We start from the raw sequence: 18,567 nt of genomic DNA, 5'->3' as shown, positions 1-18,567 counted from the left end.
GCAGGCGCGCGTTACCGGCCCTTGCCCCAGAGTACGACCTGAACTGTCTGAAACAAGACCATCATGTCAAGGAACAGGGTATGGTTTTTGACGTAATACAAATCATATTGCAGCTTTTCCACGGCATCCTCGACGCTGGCGCCATACGCGTAGCGCACTTGCGCCCAGCCGGTAATGCCGGGTTTGACGGTGTGACGGCTATTGTAATAGGGAATCTGCCGGATCAGTTCGCCGACGAAATAGGGTCGTTCCGGACGCGGGCCGACAAAGCTCATATGCCCCATGAACACATTAAATAACTGCGGCAGTTCATCCAGACGCACGCGCCGGATGAACTGCCCGACACGCGTGGTGCGGTCGTCGTCCTTGCCGGCCCAGCGCGGCTTGCCGTCCTGTTCCGCGTCGCAGCGCATGCTGCGGAATTTCATGATGGTGAATGGCTTGCCATGCTGGCCGACGCGTTCCTGGCGATACAGCACGGGGGCGCCGCTTTCCAGATAAACTGCCAGCGCAGTCAGCGCCATGGCGGGCAGGGAAACCAGCATGATGACCAGGCTTACCACCAGATCGAAGATGCGTTTGACGGTGTCACGCGCGAGTCCCTGCTTGAAGCCTTCCGACAGGATGATCCAGCTGGCGTTGAGCGACTCCAGCTGCAGCTGGCCATTCTCGCGCTCGAAGAACGACGACAATTCCATGATATTGATACCGCGCAGCTTGCATTCCAGCAGCTCGCCCACCGGCAGGCCGCCATCACGGCGGTCGCGCACCGCGATGACGATTTCATGGATATTGTATTTGGTGACGATTTCACTAAGGCTGGCAGTGTCATGCAGTACGCGCGAATGCTCCACATAGTGGTGGCTGCCCTGCAGGGGCAGATAACCCACTATCTGCAGGCTGCGTGCCGACGACATCGACTTGATCAGGTGATCCACCTTGGCGGCACGACTGCCGCTGCCCAGCACCAGGACGCGCTTCTTGAAGGCGTCGAGATTGGACCATTTGACGAACGCAATGCGGGTAAGCGTTACGCCAATCAGGGCGAACAGCAGTGAAAACAGAAATGCGCCGCGCCCCAGCAGTATATCCGGGAACAAATAAAACAGCTGGCTCATGACCACGAAACCCAGAGCAAAACTGGCAATCATGCGGATGGCAACGGCGCGCGCCCCCGCCATCCATTCGCCGCTATACATGCCAAATGCCGTCATGATCAGCATCATCACCAGTGCAAACAGGCTGGCTTTGGGCAGTATCGGCCCGAGCGAAGAAGGCAGGTTGCTGTCGCTCTCGATGAAGCGCACGGAGATACCCAGGTAGATGGATGCGATCATGACGGCAATGTCCAGCCCCATCATCAAGATCAGATGTGCGGGTATGTAATGTCTGAAAAATCGAATCATGTCGTGCCTGTCGCCCTCGGATTGTTGCGTTTATAGTGTGTCGGGCTGCCGATTGGTCTGTGCAGTACGTTGGCTTTCCAGGCTGACTACGCAGAATGTGTGCCAGGTATCAAAAATTGTGGCTTGATCTTGTCCTATAGGGTGTTCAGGAGGCCTGGTAATCTTGTCACGGGCAGAAGTCTAGCGGTCTGGCGTCGTGTTCTCAACTGCGTGTCGGATTTTTTGACACTGGGTGGCGGGGCCAGGAGAGGGGCGTGCCCCATGTTGGGCTATTCAATGGCGGGCAAAACAGGGGTTGCGTCGTCCAGCAGTGCCTGTACCTGTGCCAATTTGGCGCGTCTTGGCGAGCGCCCTTCGGCTTGGCCACGTGGCACGCTGCGCAATTCGTCTTCAGGATAAATGGCGATTTCCACATCCGTGGCGTCCAGGTTGAGCGTGAAGCTGGGGATGTTTTTCGTCCCCCCCTGCCGGTGCACCTGGCGTTGGCCCTGCTTGAACGGGATGTTGCGTTGCATCAAATACAGCTCGAATTCTTTTTCGTTGTCGGTGAATAGCTGCAGATTGATGTCGGAGTGCGGCCCGGCAGTGCCATTGAGTACCGAACCGGTTAAATAGGGATGGTAATCGGCGAGCATGCGCATGGTGTCCAGCGCGATTTCACGCAACAGCCGCAATCGCGCCGGGTGCGACTCGCCATGGTAGAGCGCCTGATACGATTTGAGCGCCAGCTCGATTTCCTGATTGCCCGGCAAATTGTGTCCGTCTTCCACGCCCATCTGGCGTGCAGCTTTGCGTTTGGCCAGACCGAAATCCTGAATGCCGTGCTCGGCCATCAACTGGGCAGCAAGTTGCGCCACGCGTTCACGCAGCTGATTGCGTCGGCTACTCATCATGCTTAAAACACCGGGCTGGAGTTGGGTTGTTGGGAATCGGGCTGTTGTTGGGCGTCCGGTGTGGCAGGGGCCGCATCCGGTACGGCAGGGGCGGTGGAGAGCACCGGCACGGTCTCCTGATAAAAATATTCGTTGTAGCCTTGCTCGCCGTCTGCAACCGGCAGGCCGGTGAGCGGATTGATGGTGGCAGTGACAATACCATTGGGCATGGTGTAGCCGGTTTGCGGTACATCACGCAATACCGTTCCCATGTATTTCATCCAGATCGGCAGTGCGGCCTGGGCGCCGGTTTCACCTCTGCCAAGCGAGCGCGGCTGATCAAAGCCGATCCAGGCGACGCCAACCACGCTGGGCTGGTAACCGGCAAACCACGCGTCGCGCTGGTCGTTGGTGGTGCCGGTTTTGCCAGCCAGATCGCTGCGCCCGAGTTGCATGGCGCGCGCTGCGGTGCCACGCCGCACTACGTCCTGCATCAGACTGGTCATGATAAAGGCGTTGCGCGGGTCGATCACCTGGTGCGGTTTTTCCGGGATGGCCTGGCTTAGTACCTGCCCGTGCTGATCCACCACGCGGGTAATCAGATAGGGTGTGACCAGCTGGCCGCCATTGGCAAACGCGGTGTAACCCGTGGCCAGTTGCAGCGGCGTGACCGAGCCCGCACCCAGTGCCAGGGTGAGGTAAGGCGGCTGGCGCGCGGGGTCGAAACCGAAGCGTTTGACGTAGTCACGCGCGTAATAAGGACCAATCGCCTGCAGGATGCGAATGGTGGGCAGGTTGAGTGATTTGGTCAGCGCCTGACGCACGCTGACTATGCCCGCATAAGTATCTTCATAGTTTTTGGGCGTCCACGCCACACCGCCGGCCTGGTCGGCGGGTATCGTGAGCGGCGTGTCTTCCACCAGCGTGGCGGCGGTAAAACCTTTTTCCAGCGCGGCAGAATAAATGAAGGGTTTGAAGCTGGAGCCGGGCTGGCGCCAGGCCTGGATGACATGGTTGAATTTGTTGTGGTTGTAGTCGAAGCCCCCAACCAGTGCGCGAATCGCGCCGGTTTTCGGGTCAATCGAGATAAACGCGGCTTCCACGGCGGGTAATTGGACAATACGCCAGGCGCCGGTCTTGGCATTTTTCTGTACCCGGATCAACGCGCCGCGCCGGATGTCCAGGCTGGCGGGGAGGCCGCCGGTCAATGCGCGCTGGGCGAATTTGAGTCCGGCGCCGGTGATGGCAAGCGTGCCGGAATCCTTGCTATAGGCACGCACCAGCTTGGGGCTGGCTGCCAGCACCACGGCAGGCTGCAGGTCGTGGATGACGGCGATGTTCTGTAGCGCATCATCGAGTGCGGCTTGCGGATTCTGGCTGTCGGCAGGCATCGGCACGCTCCCTTCCACACCGCGATAGCCGTGGCGCTGGTCGTAATCCATTACGCCCTGCCAGAGCGCCTGATTGGCGGCTTCCTGATCGTGTTTTCGTATCGTGGTATAGACCTTCATGCCACTGGTGTAGATGGCGTCCTGATAGCGGTCGTACATGGCCTGACGCACCATCTCGGCGACGTAGTCGGCGCTGACATTGGTCGCGTTCTGCAGCGTATTGCGGATTACCAGACGCTGGTTTTTGGCCTGCTCGTATTGTGCGTCATCAATGTATTTGAGTTCATGCATGCGGTGCAGTACATATAACTGGCGCTGGCGCGCACGCTCAAAATTGACCACCGGGTTGTAGCGCGATGGCGCCTTGGGTAGCCCGGCCAGCATCGCCGCCTCGGCAATGCTGACTTTTTGCAGCGGTTTGCCGAAATAGGCATAAGAAGCGGCACCGAAGCCATATGCGCGCTGGCCAAGGTAAATCTGATTGATATACAGAGTGAGGATTTGATCCTTGGACAGGGTATGTTCAATCTTGATTGCCAGCAGCGCCTCATTCAATTTGCGTGTGAACGTTTTTTCACTGGACAGAAAGAAATTGCGTGCCACCTGCATGGTGATGGTGGAAGCCCCTTCCTTGGCGCCACCCGATAGCACGTTACTCAGCGCTGCACGCAATATGCCCAGGGTGTCCACTCCGCCGTGCTGGTAAAAGCGTTCGTCCTCCGCTGCCAGAATGGCCTGCGGCACAAAATGCGGAATGTTGGTGAGGCTGACCACGGCGCGACGCTCCTCACCGAATTCGGCAATCAGCGAATTGTCGGCGGTATATATCCGCATCGGTACTTTGGGACGGTAATCGGTGAGCCTGTCCAGACTGGGCAGGTTGGGGTAAATCAAAACGGCAGCGAGTACTCCCAGGGCGGCGAAGAGCAGAAAAAAAGCGACGAGCGCAACGACGAGGTAGTGCCAACGAGATTTGAACATTTTGGGATGAGGTAAAAATCTTGGGTGAGGAATCTAAAGTTCCCGACATTATAGGCGTTATCAGTATGCAAGATAAAATGCGCCCGGTCTGTATACCGGTTTGGATTGCTGGTGGCGTAAAAATCTTTACAGCATAAAAACTTGTTGTTAGCATTTAACGCGAATTGTGTATTTGGTTCCTAACTACTACATTAAAAAAGGGATTTCCGTTGCAGTTCGATTTCTTCAAAGCGAAGTCTCCCCCTCTGATTGGCGTCGATATCAGCACCAGTGCCGTGAAGATGGTGGAAGTCAGCGATGCCGGACGTGGCCTGTTTCGCATCGAGCGCTATACGATCGAGCCCTTGCCCAAGGAGGCCGTGGTCGATGGGAATATCGCCAAACTCGACGAAGTGGCCGATGCCATCCGGCGCGCCTGGAAAGACATGGGCAGCCGCGCCAGGCATGTTGCCCTGGCGTTGCCGGCGGCGGCGGTCATTACCAAGAAAATCATCCTGCCTGCCGATCTGCCCGAGCTTGAGCTGGAATCGCAGGTCGAGGCAGAAGCCAACCAGTCCATACCGTTTGCGCTGGATGAGGTGAATCTGGATTTCCAGATACTGGGTGCGGCGCCCAATAATCCTGGCGAGGTGGAGGTGCTGCTCGCCGCCAGCCGCAAGGAAAAAGTCGAAGACCGGGTGGCCGCAGCGGAAGCAGCCGGCCTCAAGGTGCTGGTCATGGATATGGAATCCAACGCCAGCCAGACAGCATACGAAGCCATGACCCACATGCTGCCCGATGATGGACGCGGGCAGACCGTCGCGCTGATTGACATTGGTGCGGCAACCATGCACATCATGGTGTTCGTGGACGGACACATGATGTACCAGCGTGAACAGTCGTTTGGCGGCAACCAGCTTACCCAGGAAATCCAGCGCCGCTATGGCATGTCCGCCGAGGAAGCAGAAAAAGCCAAGCGTGGCGGTGGCCTGCCGGAGAGTTATGAACCGGAAGTGCTGGAGCCATTCACCGATACCGTCGCGCTGGAAATCAGCCGCGCGCTGCAGCTATTCTTTACTTCCACGCCGTATAGCAAGGTTGATCACATCGTGCTTGCGGGTGGTTGTGCGGCCATCCCCGGTCTGGATGAAACGGTCGCCGGGCGCACCCAGGCCAGCACCATGGTCGCCAATCCGTTTGCCAATATGGCGGTTTCAAACAGAGTGCAGCCGGGCCGGCTGGCACTCGACGCGCCTGCCCTGATTGTGGCCTGCGGTCTGGCGATGAGGAGGTTTGACCCGGCATGATACGCATCAACCTTCTCCCGCACCGTGAAGTCAAGCGTGCAGCACGCCAGCGCCAGTTCAATCTGTTGCTGGGGGCGGTTGCCCTGCTGGGCATTGCAATCGTAATTCTGGGCTATTTGGCCCTGGATGCGCGTCAACAGACCCAGGCAAAGCGTAATGAGTATTTAAAAGTAGAAATCGCCAAGCTCGACAAGGATATTGTTGATATCAAGAAGCTCAAGGAGCAGACCCGGTCGCTGCTGGCACGCAAGCAGGCAGTGGAAACCCTGCAAACCAACCGTTCCAACGAGGTGCATCTGCTCGACCAGCTGGTGCGGCTGTTGCCCGAGGGCCTTTACCTGAAGTCCATCAAGCAGACCGGCAATACCATCAATCTGCAAGGTTATGCCCAGTCCAGCGCACGCGTTTCCACCCTGATGCGCAATCTGGAGTCATCACCGTGGCTGGAATCGCCGGTACTGATTGAGATCCATGCGGCTACCGTACAGGGCCTGCGCGCCAATGAGTTCAATCTCAATGTGCAGCAAAAACAGCCGCGGGACAGCGCCGATGAGCAGGAAAAAAATGGCGGAAAATCATGACCCTGGATGACCTGAATAACCTCAATCTCAAGGATCTGGCCAATGCGCAGATGAGCGTAAAGGTGGCCATCCTGGCGGTGCTGTTTGCGGCTATCGTGTTCGCCGGATACTGGTTCGCCTGGAGTGGGCAACTGGCTGCACTGAACACCGCCAAGCAGGAAGAAATGTCCCTGCGTGACACCTACCTTAGCAAAAAGCGTCAGGCCATCAACCTTGATGCCTATAAACAGCAGCTCAAGGATATCGAGCGCTCGTTCGGCGCGCTGCTCAAACAACTGCCAAACAAGTCGGAGATGGACGCGTTACTGACTGACATCAATCAGGCTGGACTGGGGCGCGGTCTGCAATTCGAATTGTTCAAGCCGGGCACAGAAAAAATCGGTGATTTCTACGCCGAATTGCCGATCAGCGTGCGCCTTACCGGCAGTTATCATGACCTCGGCGCCTTTGCCAGCGACATCGCGCAACTGCCGCGTATTGTTACCCTGCACGACATTGAAATCGGCCCGGAAAAAGACGGCACCCTGTATATGAATGCCATCGTGAAGACCTATCGTTACCTGGACGATGACGAAATCGCGGCGCAAAAGAAAAGCGCCAGGGAGGCGGCTAAAAAATGAAACGGCTCGTTTCCCTTATCCTGTTGTTGAGCCTCGCCGCGTGCGGCGGTAATGGCTACGAAGACCTGGAGCAGTTCGTCAAAAACTCGGGCAACAATCTGCGTGGCAAGGTTGATCCGCTGCCTGAGGTCAAGCCTTACCAGCCGTTTACCTATGCGGCGTTTGACCTGCCCGACCCGTTCAAGCCGCGCAAGCTCAGGCTTACCCAGGGTGGCGGCGGTCTGCAGCCAGATATGAACCGCCCCAAAGAACCGCTTGAATCCTACTCATTGGAAAGCCTGAAAATGGTGGGTGTGCTCAAGCAGAAAGGGAAGACTTTTGCGGTCATTAAAGCCCCGGACAACGCTATTTACCGGATCCACAGCGGCAACCATATCGGGCAGAATTTCGGCCTGGTAACCGCAGTGAATGACACCGCGGTGAAAATAAAAGAAATCGTGCAGGACAGCGCAGGCGACTGGGCCGAGCGCGAAAGCAACCTTACCCTGCAGGAACAGTAAACATGAGGTCCACCATGAAAAACAAACTGGCTCGTTTACCCCAACAATTACTTGCCTGTATCGCTCTGGCCATGTTGCTGGCAACGGGTATGCAGACTGCACGCGCAGCCGGCAGCGACGCCAACAGTGTAGAGACACTGGATTATTCCACCCTGGAAGGCGGCAAGCTTCTGATCAAAGTGGGCTTGAAACAGACCCTCAGAGCCAGCCCGGCCGGATTTACCATCAACAACCCGCCGCGTGTGGTGCTCGATCTGGCCGGAGCCGCCAATGGCCTTGGTAAAAATACTGTAAACGTCAATCAGGGACCGCTACGCAGCATCAATATCGTGCAGGCAGGCGACCGTACCCGCCTGGTGATGAACTTGTCCAAGGCGGCTCAATATACCACGCGCATCGACGGCAATGCCCTGCTCATCACCCTGCAGGAATCCGACAGCCAGACCACCAGCAACGTGACGCCGCGCTTCGCCGAGGGTGCGCCGAGCGCAGCCAAACACAGCGTGCGCGACATCGACTTCCACCGGGGTGCCAGTGGCGAAGGACGCATCGTCACCACCTTGTCCGATACCACCACCGGCATTGATATCCGCAAGCAGGGACAGCAGCTGGTTGTGGATTTCCTCAATACCGACGTGCCACGCAGCCTGCAGCGCCGCCTGGACGTCAATGATTTCGCCACGCCGGTGAAATATATCGAAACTCAGGGCAGCGGCAGTAACGTGCGCATGACCGTCGAGCCTAAAGGCGACTACGAATACTCCGCTTATCAGGCTGACAACCAGTTCACCATCGAAGTGCGCGCCAAGCCGGAAGACACCGGTAAGGCCGCCGCAGGCAAGCCAAAATATACCGGGGAAAAACTCTCGCTCAACTTCCAGAACGTGGAAGTACGCTCTGTGCTGCAAGTGATCGCTGACTTTACCGGTCTTAACATCATCACCAGCGACACGGTGAACGGCAACCTTACCCTGCGCCTGAAAGATGTGCCCTGGGATCAGGCGCTCGACATCATCATGCAAAGCAAGGGGCTGGACAAACGCGTCAATGGCAATGTGATCTGGGTGGCACCCAAGGATGAGCTGATCGCCAAAGAAAAAAGCGAGCTGGAGTCGCGCCAGGCTACGCAGGCACTGGAGCCGCTGGTCGTGCGCAGTTATGTGCTCGACTACATGCGCGCTGATCAGGCTGCCCGGGTACTGCAGGGGCTGGCGGCAACATCCGGCGATAACGGTGAAGACGTGACGTGTTCGGCACAGGCTCAAGGCGTCAAGGCGACCCCGGTGGCAACCACCGCTGCGCCCATCTCGGCAGCGCCTGGTTCGCTTGGTACGCTGACCCGGATACTTTCCGCACGCGGCAGCGCCTCGTCCGAGCCGCAGACCAACAGCCTGATTGTCAGCGACACGCCCAGCAAGCAGGACGAAGTGCGCGAATTGCTCAAGTTGATCGATATCCCTGCCAAACAGGTCATGATCGAAGCGCGCGTGGTGGTGGCGGATGACGGGTTCAGCCGCCAGTTGGGCGCGCGCTTTGGTGTCCAGCATGGCCGGAAAAACGACAGCGTGGGTTTTTCCAATACCGCAGCTAACGCAGCGAACGGGATAGTCTCCGGCGTGAATGGTGCGGCGCCATTTAATGTGGACCTGCCTGTTTCCGGTGCAGCCGGCACGCTCGGGTTGTCGCTTATCAATCTGGGCAGCGGCAATCTGGTGAGCCTCGAGCTGTCCGCATTGGAAGCGGACAATCGCGGCAAGATCATCTCCAATCCGCGTGTAGTGACTTCCAACCAGAGACCTGCGGTCATCTTGCAGGGCACGCAGATTCCCTACATTACGCCTGGCACCGCGAACTCCCCGGCCACAGTGACGTTCAAGGATGCTTTCCTGTGTCTTTTGGTTAACCCGCAAATCCTGAACAACGATTCCGTGATCCTGAATGTTGAAGTTCAGAAAGACGCGGTTGGTGCGTCTACAGCGGGGAATCCGGCCATTAATACCAAACGGGTTAAAACGCAGATACGCTTGAAGAACGGTGAAACGGCAGTGCTGGGTGGTATCTTCGAACAAAGCACCCGCAATGATACTAACAAGGTGCCCCTGTTAGGGGATATCCCGATCTTTGGCAATCTTTTCAAAGACAATTCCAGGGTTGATCAGAAAACTGAATTGCTGATATTCCTCACTCCGCGCATTATCAAGGACAATCTGGAGTTGCATTAAAGGTCTCATCCAGCTATACAAAGGCGGGCATTGCCCGCCTTTGTTTTGTGCGCTGGTTCAAAAGCGCCGGGCTAGGTGGCAGCACCAGCTTTCGCTACAATCTCGCCCATGACTGATAAACATACCAATATTATTCTGGTCGGCCTGATGGGCGCGGGCAAGACGACGGTGGGCAAGTTGCTGGCCAGGCACCTGGACAAATGCTTTTATGATTCCGACCATGAACTCGTGCGCCGCAATGGCGTAACCATCCCGGTGATATTTGAGGTGGAAGGTGAGGCGGGTTTTCGCAGGCGTGAAGAAGCCGTGATTGACGAATTGAGCAGCCTCGACAACGTGGTGTTGGCCACCGGCGGTGGTGCGGTGTTGAGTGCGCAAACCCGGGCCTTGCTCAAGTCGCGCGGTACGGTCGTGTATCTGCGTGGCACGGTGGAGGAATTATGGCAACGCACGCGTCATGACCGCAATCGACCGTTATTGCAAACCGCCGACCCCAAAGCGCGCTTGCGCGAACTGTATACCCAGCGCGACCCGCTGTATCGCGAAGTGGCCAACGTGGTGATCGACACCAGCCGCCAGAACGTCAATACCCTGGTCCGCCAGCTTGAGCAGAAACTTGCCGGCATGCCGGATTAGCATCGTGACTGTGGCCTGGCGCTATGCGTGGCAGGTGGTATTCAACGTCTGGGCGGGACTGGCAGGCACGGCTGATGCACGAATAATCAGCGCCAATCCTGTCAATGATCACGCTCTGGTGCACACCCTGAAGTCCGGCGCGCGACTATGTCGGACAACGCCGCAACCCGGATGATATGGGCGCATTGTCCAGTGTGCAACCACCTGCCGGCGCGCCGCTGCTGCTGGCACGCCCACGCCGCAAATAAGGGGAGATTCATGAACAACAAGCCCGAGCGCAGTACATCGATCACCTATGCGGCGCTGGCCTACCTGTGCTTTGTGATTTACGGCAGCCTGGTGCCGCTGGATTTCCATGCCGTGCCGTGGAACCTGGCGTTACAGCATTTTGGCGCGATTCCCTGGCTGGCGATGGACAGCATTTCGCGTGCCGACTGGGTTGCCAACCTGGTGCTGTATGTGCCGCTGGCGTTCCTGCTGATGTGGGCGCAGCGGCCGCGCAGCAGTGCCGGCTACTGGGCGGCGGGCAGCGTCACCCTGGCGGTGTGCGTAGCGCTGGCGCTGGGCATCGAGTTTACCCAGATGTACTTTCCACCACGCACGGTGTCGCTCAATGATATCGTCGCCGAGATCATTGGCAGCGTGCTGGGTGTGGGGCTATGGCTGCTGATCGGGGAGGGCATCGCGCGCCGCTTTGCGCATCTGGGTGAGCGGGGCGATGGGGCGCTGGCTGCGGCGTTTGTGCTGTACCTGATGGGCTACCTGGCGGTCAGTTTTTTTCCGTACGATTTTGTGCTGGCGTCGAATGAACTGGCCGCCCGGCTTGCCAATGGCCGCGATGGCTGGCTGTTATCGCCTGCTGTCTGTAGCGGTGCAGCACGTTGCACCGCCAAGCTGGTGGAAGAGGCGCTCGCGGTGGTGCCGCTGGGCGCATTACTGGCGTGGCGTTGGCTACGCGTGCCGGGTACGGCACGGGTGGTGGTTGCCATGGGCGCAGGCGCGCTGTTGGGAGTGGCGATCGAACTCACCCAGCTGTTTCTGGAGTCCGGTATTTCGCAGGGCGCATCGGTATTGACCCGCGCGCTGGGCATGGGGTTGGGCGTAGCGGTGTACCAGCGCGTGCTGGCGCAGCCCATGAGTGCCCGGGCGTGGCGCTGGACCCGCGTGTTGGCGGTGCTGGCGTTACCGTTTTATCTGCTGGCCCTGGCGGTGCTGCTAAATGGGCATCGCGCCCACTGGCTGAGCTGGCATGACGGCCTGGCGCGATTGCAGGAGGTGCATTTCCTGCCGTTTTACTACCACTACTACACCTCGGAGGCCGTCGCGCTGACCAGCCTGCTGTTTGTGGTTGTGGCTTATGCGCCATTCGGCATGCTGGCGTATTTGTGGCGGCTGGGCGCCGTGCGCCGCATGGGCGCAGCCATCCCGGCATTGCTGGCCATGCTTGTCGCAATGGTGGCCGAGTTCAGCAAGCTGTTTCAGCCCAGTGAACACCCCGACCCAACCAATGTGCTATTGGCAGCCCTGGCGGCTGCGGCGGCGTATCGCGTGCTGGCCTGGATGAGCGCATTGAATGCGCCTTCCACGCAACTGCATAGCGCGCGGCAACGGGCGCCCGCAGCGCTGGCAACGGTCTCCGCGGCCGAGTCACAACCCCAGCCGGGCGTTGCACGCGCGCGCAGCCGCATCAATCCGCTGGCGCTGGTGAGCGCCGGCATCCTGGCATGGGCGGTGTGGCGCTATCCACTGGGCAGCCTCTGGCTGGCCGGCGCCTTGCTGGCGTATGCAGTGCTGTTGCGGCGCTGGCCGCAGGCATGGCTGGTGGCGCTGCCGGCGATGTTGCCGGTGCTCGACCTGGCACCATTCAGCGGCCGCTTTTTCTTTGATGAATTTGATTGCCTGATACTTGCCACGTTTGCCGTTGTGGGCTGGCGCCGCAGGGGCGGCAGATTGGCATGGCGCCTGAGTGCCGCCGCATGGTTGCTGTTGGCACTGTTTACACTATCGGTGGCCGCTGCCGCGCTGATCGGTGCGTACCCGTTCCCCGCGCTGGATGCCAATTCATTCAGCAATTACTACAGCCCATACAATGCGCTGCGCGTTGCCAAAGGCTTGCTGTGGTTGCTGTTATTGCTGCCTCTGCTGCGCCTGGAGCTGGACCAGGATGCCGCCCGCAGTCAGCGCCTGCTCACCCTGGGTATGACGCTGGGCGTACTGGCAGCGGGGATTTCGGTGCTTTGGGAGCGTGCCGCGTTTACCGGGCTGCTCAATTTCAGCAGCGACTATCGTGTGGTGGGCATGTTCTCCGGGATGCATACCGGCGGCGCATATATCGAGGGTTATTTCGCCACCGCGCTGCCGTTCGTGGCCTGGTGGGCGTTATACAGCCGGGGTACGCTGGCGCGCTGGTTCGGTATGGGCGTGTTTGCGCTGGGTGTATATGCGCTGATGGTGACATTCGCGCGTGGCGGCTACATTGCGCTGCTGCTGGGTATGACGGTGCTGGGGGCAGGGATGTTGTTGCGGCGCAGCGGGTCGCTGCGCACCACCCGGATAATGGGCGGATTGGCGCTGCTCCTGGTACTGGGCGGGATTGCCTGGCCGGTGGTAGAAGGCAGTTACATGCAGAGCCGTTTTGCCACCGTGCAGCGGGACGTCCACATCCGCACCGCGCACTGGCAAGAAGCTATCGGCATGATGAATGACGGTATCGCCACGCAGCTATCCGGCATGGGGCTGGGGCGCTACCCGGAGACCTATTTCTGGCGCAACACCCAGGGTGTGCGGCCTGCCAGCTACCGATTCGTTACGCAAAATGACAACACCTGGCTGGAACTGGGTGGGGGCGACGCGCTGTATTTTGAACAAATCGTTGCCGTGCGGCCGGACCAGCACTATCAGTTGCGTTTCGCCGCGCGCGCGCGCCAGGACCAGGCGGAGCTGACCGTGCCGGTGTGCGAGAAATGGATGCTGTATTCATCTGCCTGCGTGTGGCAGACCGTGCATGTCGGCAATACCGGCGGACAGTGGCGGCATTTTGTACTGGATGTGGATACCGCCAGATTCTCGAAGCATCCCTGGTATGCACAACGTAGCGTGAAACTGAGTTTTTACAACCCGAACCTTGGCACGCGGCTGGATGTTGACGATGTGTCCCTGCGCGACGCAGCCGGGCGCGAATTGGTGCATAACGGCAGCTTTAGCGCCGGCATGGACCACTGGTTCTTCGCCACCGACAACCATTTACCCTGGCATTTCAAGGATCTGTGGCTGCAGCTGTATTTCGAGCAAGGCGGCATCGGGCTCGCGCTGTTTGCTGCGCTGGTGGTTTATGCCTTCATTGCACTGGCGCGGCGCTGGCGCGAAGCCGAGTTTCCGGCGCCCGCGCTGGCAGCAGCGCTGGTGGCATTCCTTACCGTGGGCGTGGTGGACAGCCTGTTTGATGTGCCGCGTATGGCGCTGTTGTTTTACCTGTTGTGGGCCTGGACGGCGTTGCGAGAACGGCACCACTTACGGCGCTCTGTGCGCGCCAGCCAGCGGGCGCAGCCATAGCAGCATCAGTACCAATAGCGGCCACACCAGCGCCACCCAGGCTGCGAGCGCGGTAATGTTGAGGGGGACAGCCCCGCTGCCCCCTGAAAAAGTGCGCATTGCGCTGCTGTGCAACAGGAATTGCAGTACCCCTGCCAGCGTCAGCAGCAAGGCCAGAAGCTGTGTATGCAGACCAGCGGGTTCGCGCCTTGCCCAGATAATCAGCAGCACCGCCAGCACCATGCCGCTCATCATCTCCACAGATAAGAGTCGTGGCAGCACCCAGCCCTTTAACAGCAGAGCAGCGGCGAGCAGTTTACATACCAGTACAAAACCAAAAATTCCCGCCCAGCCAGCAAATTGCCTGGGCGGGTGGCGCATCAGACTGGCAATCAACAAGCTCGCCAGCGCACCTTCCGCGCCAAATATCAGCACCTGCAACGGGTGAAACCGGTAGCCGTCGCCGGGTAGCTCCCAAAATGGCACAAAGTGGGTCTTCAGATTACCTGCCACCAGTGAGGGCACATCCAGGCTCAGTTGCGATAGCCCCCACAGCGCCAGCACCAGCAGGCCGAAATTGCTCCACAGCCCAGCTGCCAGCCAGCGTCCGCGCCAGCCGGGCAGCAGCCGCCCGGGCCACTTGCTGCCCTGCAACAGGCGGTAGAGCAGCACGCCCAGCATGGCACCGGCCGCATTGGCCGCAATATCCAGGGTTGCCGCAATGCGGCCGGGCAGGAAAGTCTGCGCCCATTCCATCAACAGGCTGAACAGGGCGGCAGCCAGGATTGCCCACAGCGCGGCGCGCCAGCGTGGCAGGTATTGGCGTAGCCATGATGCAAGCAGATAGCCCAACGGCAGATAGGCCAGCAGGTTGGTAATCAGGTCGGTGCGGGTAATGTGGCGTGGCCAGGGTGCCGACAAAAACGCCAGGCTGCCATTCAGCGGCGCGCGCCAGCCGCTGAATGGATACAGGCTGCCGTAACCAATCAGCAGCAGGTACAGCAGCGCCGCGCCGAGGCGCATCAGGCGGGTCAGGGTTGAGGATGAAATGGCGTCAGGCATGGGGTGATGGTAGCAGAAGCAGGTATGATATAGCGCTGCTGTAGCGTTCCAGAACAACTCAGGGAGACAGCAAAACGTGGCACAGTATTTCGATGTATTCAACGGTGATGCCGACGGTATTTGTGCTTTGCACCAGTTGCGTCTGGCACAGCCGCTGGACGCTACCCTGATTAGCGGGGTGAAGCGCGATATCGCGCTGCTCGCACGGGTGCGCGCAGCAGCCGGGGATGAAATTACCGTGCTCGACATCGCCATGAGCAAAAACCGCACGGCGCTCGTCGCCCTGCTGGAAGCCGGTGCGCATGTGCGTTATTTCGATCATCACATCCCCGGAGACATTCCCCGCCATCCGCATCTGGATGCGCACATCGATACCGACGCCAATGTCTGCACCAGCCTTCTGGTGAACCGCTATCTGGGCGGCAGCCAGCTGGTCTGGGCGGTGGTGGCCGCGTTCGGCGACAACATGGCCGGCGCCGCGCGTGCGGCTGCCGCAGCGCTGAATTTGAGCGAAGCGCAGCTGGATGAGCTGCGCAGCCTCGGTGAATGCATCAACTACAACGGCTACGGCGACGCACTGGCGGATTTGTTCTACGCTCCTGTGGCGCTCTACCGCATCGTGCATGGTTACGCCGATCCATTCGAGCTCATCCATGCCGAGCCGGCTTACCGCGTGCTGCGTGACGGTTACGCCGAGGACATGGCACGGGCGCAGGCGCTGGCGCCCATCCAAGAACGCAGCAGCGGTGCTGTTTACCTGTTACCCGATGCGGCCTGGAGCCGGCGCGTATCCGGGGTGTTCGGTAACCGCCTGGCAACCGACCATCCCGAGCGCGCCCATGCTGTGCTTACCCACAAACCCGGCGGCGGTTATGTGGTGAGCGTGCGCTCACCGCAGGCAACCAGGACCGGTGCGGATGTGCTGTGCAGCGGCTTTGCCACGGGCGGCGGCCGGCGCGCTGCGGCGGGCATCAATCACCTGCCCGAGGCGGAGCTGGATGAGTTTGTGAGGCGTTTTTATAAGCTGTTCGGGAATAATTAAGGGGGGTGCTGTGGAGCAGTTAATCACGCCTTACGGCGGCGAGCTGGTGAATTTATTGGTGGGCAGCACGCGTGCCACTGAACTCAGGCGCGATGCTTTTCACCTGCCGTCGCTGGATTTGAACTGGCGTCAGCAATGCGATCTGGAATTGCTGTTGAATGGCGGCTATGCGCCGCTTACCGGCTACCTCGGACAGGCCGATTACCTGAGCGTGCTGCACTCCATGCGCCTTGCTGATGGCCGTGCCTGGGCACTGCCGGTGGTGCTGCAAATCAGCGCAGCGCTGGCACACAGCCTGAAACCCGGAGAGCGACTGGCATTACGCGACGCCGAGGGCTTCATGCTGGCGGCGGTCGCGGTGAATGAAATCTGGCAGGCGGATACGGCGCTCGAAGCCGCGCAACTGGGCCTGGCAGCCGACGCACCGGCCAAGTGGTATGTGGGCGGCGCGGTTGAGGGCTTGTCGCTGCCGCTGCGCCACGACTTCATGGCGCTGCGCCTTACCCCGGCCGAACTGCGCGCCGGGTTCATGCGGCGCGGCTGGCGCAACGTGATCGCCTATCCGGCGCGCACCCAGCTGCAGCGTGCCCAGTACGAGTTTATTCTGCGCGCCGCAGTACAGAATGAGGCCAACCTGCTGATCCATCCGATGGCGGGCGGCGACCCGGTGGAGAGCGCCGATTATTTCGCCCTGGTGCGGAGTTATCAGGCGGTGATCGGGCGCTTCCCTTCTGCAACCAGCCAGCTAGGGTTGTCGCCGGTGTATGCACGTGACGGCGGCGTGCGCGACACCCTGGCGCGCGCCATCATCCAGCGCAATTACGGCTGCTCGCACCTGATTGTCGGCGGTGAACACGACGCACACGGCCAGCGCCGGCGTGGTACCGACATCGTGCAACACGCGGACTATCAGCGCGTCGCCGACCACATCGCTGAAATCGGCGTGGGACTGATCCCGTTTCCGCGCATGGTGTACGTGGAAGAACGCGCCCAGTTCATGCCGCTGGAAGAACTCCCAAAAGGCGCGCGGGCGCTGACCCTGAGCGGTGCAGAAATTCAGCGCAGACTGCAGGCGGGCGTGAATATTCCGGACTGGTACACCTTCCCCGAAGTGCTGGCGGAGATGCGCCGCAGCTACCCGCCGCGCGACCGGCAGGGTTTTACCGTGTTTTTCACCGGCCTGTCCGGGGCTGGCAAATCCACCATTGCGCGTGCGCTGAGCACGCGCCTGATGGAGTTGGACGGGCGCTCGGTCACCCTGCTTGATGGCGATATCGTGCGCCGCCACCTGTCATCCGAACTCGGCTTCTCGCGCGAGCATCGCAACATCAATGTGCGCCGCATCGGCTACGTGGCGTCGGAAATCACCAAAAACCGCGGTATCGCCATCTGTGCGCCGATTGCGCCTTATCGCAATACGCGCCGCGATGTGCGCGCCATGATCGAACCCCTCGGTGGCTTCTTTGAAGTCTTTGTCGCCACCCCTATCGAAACCTGCGAAGCGCGCGACCGCAAGGGGCTGTATGCCAAAGCGCGGGCGGGGCTGATCAAGGAGTTCACCGGGGTGTCTGACCCCTACGAGGTTCCGGAGCGGCCGGAATTGTCGATTGATACCACGGACTTGACAGTGGACGAAGCGGTGCAGCGGATATTGCTCAAGCTGGAGCATGAGGGGTATTTGCGCTAATCGGATGAGTGGTGATGCCATAAGGGCAATAAAAAAACGGCGGCCTCGGCCGCCGTTTTGCTGTCAATTAATCCGACAGATCAGGTTGTTGCCTTGCGCCGGCGCACAGCCAGTCCAGTCAGACCGATGCCGAGCAGCGCCAGGGTGGCGGGTTCGGGCACGGTGTTGCCGCCTCCTGTAACAGGGGGCGGTGCGGTGAAGCTGATCTGATCTTCCAGCACGAACCAGGCGCGGCCACCATCGGTCAGCCCGGCGAAATCAACCGTACCGGTCTTTTGATCGAGACTGATGGCCGAAAAGGAGGTCGTGCCGAGCAGCGTATTGTTAGCGTCAAAATACTGACCAAAATAGGTATCGCCGGGACCAGTACCAGGATTGGTGATAGAACTCTGGCCATCGCCATCAAAAGCGAAAAGCGGAGTGCCATTAATCCCTACGCCACTCAATGTGATGAAATCTATGCTATGCCCGGATAGATTCATTACGCCTGCCAGCGTATCTTCGATGTTGTCCGTCGATTTAATGGAGGGATCAACAGAAGTAGAAACAGAGCCGTCAGCGTTGAATGTGTACAGCACGGCACAGCTGTTTGCATAACCGACAACCGGGCACTGGTTAAATGGCACTGCCTGCGCGGCGCCAGCGGACAGCAAAACTGCGGCGGCTGCCAAGCCACTTAATTTAGGCAAATAGCTTGATTTCATTTGTGCTCTCCAATAAATGGGGTCAAATAAAAATAAATGGGCCAGA

15 protein-coding genes are annotated in these 18,567 nt (G+C 59.4%); 10 read left to right on the top strand and 5 right to left on the bottom strand.

Annotation, left to right across the window (positions count from 1 at the left end; translation table 11 throughout):
* Nucleotides 1-11 precede the first annotated feature (11 nt).
* The 3 genes from GZH91_RS15495 to GZH91_RS15485 all read right to left on the bottom strand — a co-directional run bounded on the left by GZH91_RS15495 (nt 12) and on the right by GZH91_RS15485 (nt 4,650).
* The gene (locus tag GZH91_RS15495; RefSeq protein ID WP_408646944.1) at nt 12-1,358 is read right to left on the bottom strand and encodes a TIGR03013 family XrtA/PEP-CTERM system glycosyltransferase; all 1,347 of its coding nucleotides are present in this window, start codon (nt 1,356-1,358) and stop codon (nt 12-14) included.
* Between the two features lie 317 nt (nt 1,359-1,675).
* On the bottom strand, nt 1,676-2,299 hold the full coding sequence (locus GZH91_RS15490; RefSeq protein WP_147072899.1) for a nucleotidyltransferase domain-containing protein: 624 nt from the start codon (nt 2,297-2,299) through the stop codon (nt 1,676-1,678).
* Nucleotides 2,300-2,301: 2 nt separating this feature from the next.
* Nucleotides 2,302-4,650 carry a penicillin-binding protein 1A gene (locus GZH91_RS15485; protein ID WP_147072901.1) on the bottom strand — a complete coding sequence of 783 codons (2,349 nt, stop codon included), beginning with the start codon at nt 4,648-4,650 and terminating at the stop codon, nt 2,302-2,304.
* 209 nt (nt 4,651-4,859) lie between these two features.
* On the opposite strand from GZH91_RS15485, the gene GZH91_RS15480 reads away from it, so the two are divergent.
* From GZH91_RS15480 to GZH91_RS15445, 8 genes are all read left to right on the top strand, one after another.
* Nucleotides 4,860-5,936 carry a pilus assembly protein PilM gene (locus tag GZH91_RS15480; protein WP_147072903.1) on the top strand — a complete coding sequence of 359 codons (1,077 nt, stop codon included), beginning with the start codon at nt 4,860-4,862 and terminating at the stop codon, nt 5,934-5,936.
* Nucleotides 5,933-6,517: a PilN domain-containing protein gene (locus GZH91_RS15475; protein WP_147072905.1), complete on the top strand. Its 585-nt coding sequence runs from the start codon at nt 5,933-5,935 to the stop codon at nt 6,515-6,517. Before GZH91_RS15480 ends, GZH91_RS15475 begins: the two co-directional genes overlap by 4 nt.
* Nucleotides 6,514-7,137, top strand: coding sequence for a type IV pilus inner membrane component PilO (locus GZH91_RS15470; protein WP_147072907.1), 624 nt, complete (start codon nt 6,514-6,516; stop codon nt 7,135-7,137). The genes GZH91_RS15475 and GZH91_RS15470 overlap by 4 nt, the downstream gene beginning before the upstream one ends.
* Complete coding sequence (locus tag GZH91_RS15465; protein WP_147072909.1) at nt 7,134-7,637, top strand: pilus assembly protein PilP; 504 nt, start codon at nt 7,134-7,136, stop codon at nt 7,635-7,637. The genes GZH91_RS15470 and GZH91_RS15465 overlap by 4 nt, the downstream gene beginning before the upstream one ends.
* 14 nt (nt 7,638-7,651) lie before the next feature.
* Nucleotides 7,652-9,859, top strand: a complete 2,208-nt coding sequence (gene pilQ / locus GZH91_RS15460; protein ID WP_147072911.1) for a type IV pilus secretin family protein — start codon at nt 7,652-7,654, stop codon at nt 9,857-9,859.
* A gap of 108 nt (nt 9,860-9,967) precedes the next feature.
* Complete coding sequence (locus tag GZH91_RS15455) at nt 9,968-10,495, top strand: shikimate kinase (protein WP_147072913.1); 528 nt, start codon at nt 9,968-9,970, stop codon at nt 10,493-10,495.
* A 4-nt stretch (nt 10,496-10,499) separates the two neighbouring features.
* Nucleotides 10,500-10,670 carry a hypothetical protein gene (locus GZH91_RS15450; RefSeq protein ID WP_161984296.1) on the top strand — a complete coding sequence of 57 codons (171 nt, stop codon included), beginning with the start codon at nt 10,500-10,502 and terminating at the stop codon, nt 10,668-10,670.
* A gap of 83 nt (nt 10,671-10,753) precedes the next feature.
* Nucleotides 10,754-14,047, top strand: a complete 3,294-nt coding sequence (locus GZH91_RS15445; protein WP_161984295.1) for a VanZ family protein — start codon at nt 10,754-10,756, stop codon at nt 14,045-14,047.
* Here GZH91_RS15445 and GZH91_RS15440 read toward each other — a convergent pair.
* On the bottom strand, nt 14,006-15,088 hold the full coding sequence (locus GZH91_RS15440; protein ID WP_147072918.1) for a VanZ family protein: 1,083 nt from the start codon (nt 15,086-15,088) through the stop codon (nt 14,006-14,008). The genes GZH91_RS15445 and GZH91_RS15440 overlap by 42 nt on opposite strands.
* Nucleotides 15,089-15,164: 76 nt before the next feature.
* Here GZH91_RS15440 and GZH91_RS15435 point away from each other — a divergent pair, with 76 nt between their 5' ends.
* Complete coding sequence (locus GZH91_RS15435; RefSeq protein WP_147072920.1) at nt 15,165-16,130, top strand: DHH family phosphoesterase; 966 nt, start codon at nt 15,165-15,167, stop codon at nt 16,128-16,130.
* 10 nt (nt 16,131-16,140) lie between these two features.
* Nucleotides 16,141-17,817, top strand: coding sequence for a bifunctional sulfate adenylyltransferase/adenylylsulfate kinase (locus GZH91_RS15430; RefSeq protein WP_147072922.1), 1,677 nt, complete (start codon nt 16,141-16,143; stop codon nt 17,815-17,817).
* Nucleotides 17,818-17,897: 80 nt separating this feature from the next.
* Here GZH91_RS15430 and GZH91_RS18180 read toward each other — a convergent pair whose 3' ends face one another.
* Nucleotides 17,898-18,521, bottom strand: coding sequence for a PEP-CTERM sorting domain-containing protein (locus GZH91_RS18180; protein WP_223264551.1), 624 nt, complete (start codon nt 18,519-18,521; stop codon nt 17,898-17,900).
* Nucleotides 18,522-18,567 lie beyond the last annotated feature (46 nt).

The sequence above is a fragment of the Sulfuriferula plumbiphila genome (genome assembly GCF_009938015.1).
Lineage (GTDB): Bacteria > Pseudomonadota > Gammaproteobacteria > Burkholderiales > Sulfuriferulaceae > Sulfuriferula > Sulfuriferula plumbiphila.
This window is presented reverse-complemented; position numbering and strand designations above follow the sequence as displayed.

What these genes read in the sequence shown, in the direction of transcription:
- GZH91_RS15495 (WP_408646944.1), bottom strand. Translation starts at nt 1,358, where the DNA reads ATGGGGCTGGACATTGCCGTCATGATCGCATCCATCTACCTGGGTATC.
- GZH91_RS15490 (WP_147072899.1), bottom strand. Translation starts at nt 2,299, where the DNA reads ATGATGAGTAGCCGACGCAATCAGCTGCGTGAACGCGTGGCGCAACTT.
- GZH91_RS15485 (WP_147072901.1), bottom strand. Translation starts at nt 4,650, where the DNA reads ATGTTCAAATCTCGTTGGCACTACCTCGTCGTTGCGCTCGTCGCTTTT.
- GZH91_RS15475 (WP_147072905.1), top strand. Translation starts at nt 5,933, where the DNA reads ATGATACGCATCAACCTTCTCCCGCACCGTGAAGTCAAGCGTGCAGCA.
- GZH91_RS15470 (WP_147072907.1), top strand. Translation starts at nt 6,514, where the DNA reads ATGACCCTGGATGACCTGAATAACCTCAATCTCAAGGATCTGGCCAAT.
- GZH91_RS15465 (WP_147072909.1), top strand. Translation starts at nt 7,134, where the DNA reads ATGAAACGGCTCGTTTCCCTTATCCTGTTGTTGAGCCTCGCCGCGTGC.
- pilQ (WP_147072911.1), top strand. Translation starts at nt 7,652, where the DNA reads ATGAAAAACAAACTGGCTCGTTTACCCCAACAATTACTTGCCTGTATC.
- GZH91_RS15455 (WP_147072913.1), top strand. Translation starts at nt 9,968, where the DNA reads ATGACTGATAAACATACCAATATTATTCTGGTCGGCCTGATGGGCGCG.
- GZH91_RS15445 (WP_161984295.1), top strand. Translation starts at nt 10,754, where the DNA reads ATGAACAACAAGCCCGAGCGCAGTACATCGATCACCTATGCGGCGCTG.
- GZH91_RS15440 (WP_147072918.1), bottom strand. Translation starts at nt 15,088, where the DNA reads ATGCCTGACGCCATTTCATCCTCAACCCTGACCCGCCTGATGCGCCTC.
- GZH91_RS18180 (WP_223264551.1), bottom strand. Translation starts at nt 18,521, where the DNA reads ATGAAATCAAGCTATTTGCCTAAATTAAGTGGCTTGGCAGCCGCCGCA.